At 40.1% G+C, this 2,364-nt stretch carries 4 protein-coding genes; 2 read left to right on the top strand and 2 right to left on the bottom strand.

Annotated elements, in window-relative coordinates; translation table 11 throughout:
- Both QTO00_RS18170 and QTO00_RS18165 read right to left on the bottom strand, forming a co-directional pair.
- Positions 1-179: helix-turn-helix transcriptional regulator (locus QTO00_RS18170; protein ID WP_331426031.1), on the bottom strand; the 179-nt coding region annotated here is incomplete at its 3' end.
- A gap of 64 nt (positions 180-243) precedes the next feature.
- On the bottom strand, positions 244-564 hold the full coding sequence (locus tag QTO00_RS18165; protein WP_331426030.1) for a hypothetical protein: 321 nt from the start codon (positions 562-564) through the stop codon (positions 244-246).
- Positions 565-747: 183 nt separating this feature from the next.
- Here QTO00_RS18165 and QTO00_RS18160 point away from each other — a divergent pair, with 183 nt between their 5' ends.
- Entirely contained in the window at positions 748-1,350 is a 603-nt protein-coding gene (locus QTO00_RS18160; RefSeq protein WP_331426029.1) for a DUF1294 domain-containing protein, read from the top strand.
- A gap of 455 nt (positions 1,351-1,805) precedes the next feature.
- On the top strand, positions 1,806-2,162 hold the full coding sequence (locus QTO00_RS18155; RefSeq protein WP_331426028.1) for a DUF3316 domain-containing protein: 357 nt from the start codon (positions 1,806-1,808) through the stop codon (positions 2,160-2,162).
- Positions 2,163-2,364: the final 202 nt, after the last annotated feature.

Below are 2,364 nucleotides of genomic sequence, written 5' to 3'. Positions count from 1 at the left end.
AGATAACCGACACCTGCTTCACCTTGAATTGGAACTCCGGAATTTAGCAGTGATTGAATATCTCGGTAGATAGTCCTTTCGCTGACTTCCATCTGCTGAGCCAATTGAGAAGCCGTTACTGCGAAGCGTTTAGACCGAAGTAGGGTGAGTAGCTCGAAGAGTCGTTCAGATTTGCTCACATTCATTCCTAATAGAGGGTAAAAGGTCTTGGTAGGGAGAGGCAATACTCCCTACCCATAGCATCTAGCAATATTTAGCAGCTAGGTCGCTCATCATTATTGTCTGATGTTGCATCATGACACTCTCTGGGTCAATGAGAGCCATTAAAGGCTTACACTCTTCGCTAGTAGTAAATTTCTCACCCGCAGCTTTGGCGTTTTCCATAGAATCCCAATAGACCACATCGGTCCATGTGCCTGAGCCTTGGTCAAAACTGAGTGAACGGTACTCAAATCCGTTAAGTTTAGACACAAAACTCTGGCTCTGTTCGCTAGCAGAGATGAGTTGTTCTGCTGTAGCGGTTTGCTTGAGCTTGAAGCGAACAATTTCGATAACACTTTTCATTGGCGTATTCCTTGTTTGGGTTGTTTGAAGTACGTGCCAACAATAGAGGTAAAGAGTGTCAGATCTTGTCAGTAGTGTTGGAGTGCAAAATTTGTGTACAAAATATGAGCATTGTGGAATATGTGTGCTATAGGTATTTAGATAATAAAAAACAAACGTTGCTGCTAGGAAAAGGAAAGGCTCATGTCTATTCAAGGAACTGTTGTTCAATGGGACCAAAACAAAGGCTATGGTTATATTTCAGTGGATGATCAAGATACACGTATCCGATTTCATATTAGCGATTTAGCGAATGCGTCTCAGACGCCAAGTATCAGTGAACCTGTCGTGTTTCGGTTAGGAACGAGTAGTGATGGCGCGATGCGAGCTATTGAAGTTGAGCGGCCTGTGGTATTCAACTTTTCATTGGCGATTGCCATTTGGTTTAGTAGTGCGCTCATTGCGAGCGTATTCTTGCTTGATTACCCTCTAATTGCGTGCGTGTTCTACTTTGCTTTGAGCACAGTGACTTACACGGTATATGCATTTGACAAGGATGCCAAACAGACTGGATCTTGGCGAATTCCAGAAATTACCTTTCACGTATTGAACCTAGCTGGTGGCTGGGTTGGCGCTTTATTTGCGCAATCTATAATGCATCACAAGTATCATGATATCGGGTTTAAGTTCTTGTTCTGGACTACCTTGGTACTGAACATATTGTTCTATTGTTGGACGATTACCGAAGATGGCGCACTGATGTTGCAAGATTTTATTTATCGCTACAGTCTCACTTCTATTCATTAATTTCTGGGCTCAAGCGAGCCCTTTCTTTAACCCGAACTCTAGGGATCGCGATAATTTTTACCGGTGTGATTTTGATAATTGTGTAAAAAAGAACGCAGTACTCATTAAATTTATAGAGTATTTTTACTCACTATTATAACCAATAACTCTAAAGCGGTAGATCGAGTTAATTCGCTTTATAAAATTACGACTTGATAAAGTACTGAATAATAGGTTTTAAATCCATGTGCATATAGTGAACCAATATATCCACACTGTTTGTGCTAGAAATTAAATATCATGGCTTTCGAATTATCTGAACAACAAGTGCAATTAATTCTAATATCTTCGGGTCTTATTTTACGTAACATAGTTTTAGTCGAGCAGAAAACAGTCGCTCGTTTTTAAATCCCCTCCCTTTTGATAAGCGAGTTGGATAGGTAAGTAAGAGAAAGAAGATAGCCAAGGAGTTAGTTATGTTTAAAGTAATGAGTTTAGCAACCCTAGTATTGTTTAGTTCAGCAGCGTTAGCAGGCGTAGGCGGTGCGTATAATACAAAACTTCAAAGCGAGACGATGAGCGGTGAGCCAGTTGCTTCTAAGCAAGCTGCACTAGATGCGGGTAAAACAATGATAATGGATATAAATTCAAAATCTCCATTTGAGTTGAGTCGTACCGTTTCTTATAGCTCTAATGATCTCGTTGATGTGAATTCATTTGAGCTGCGTGACTCACACGTTACTGTAAATGAAATCGTAACTAGTGCTGGTGAGATTGCATATCAACCAGTAATTAATGTTAGCTACGAGTTTAGAGCACGTGATAGAGATTAATATCTAAAGTTTTTATTTCGCTAGCAAATATTAAAAACCCAAGCCTTTGGCTTGGGTTTTATTTATTTTAACTGAATCGGAGATTAATTTTCTGCTTCAATCATTTCAGGTTGTTCACCGGCGCGAGCAGCATCAAGCATCTTACGAATAACCATTGAAGAAATCAGTGCAATACCAACCATTACCACTGCCAAAACCGTCA

The organism is Vibrio sp. M260118, assembly GCF_036533755.1.
GTDB lineage: Bacteria > Pseudomonadota > Gammaproteobacteria > Enterobacterales > Vibrionaceae > Vibrio.
Note: the sequence above shows the minus strand (reverse complement) of the source record. Positions and strands in the feature narration are given on the sequence as shown.

What these genes read in the sequence shown, in the direction of transcription:
- QTO00_RS18155 (WP_331426028.1), top strand. Translation starts at nt 1,806, where the DNA reads ATGTTTAAAGTAATGAGTTTAGCAACCCTAGTATTGTTTAGTTCAGCA.
- QTO00_RS18165 (WP_331426030.1), bottom strand. Translation starts at nt 564, where the DNA reads ATGAAAAGTGTTATCGAAATTGTTCGCTTCAAGCTCAAGCAAACCGCT.
- QTO00_RS18160 (WP_331426029.1), top strand. Translation starts at nt 748, where the DNA reads ATGTCTATTCAAGGAACTGTTGTTCAATGGGACCAAAACAAAGGCTAT.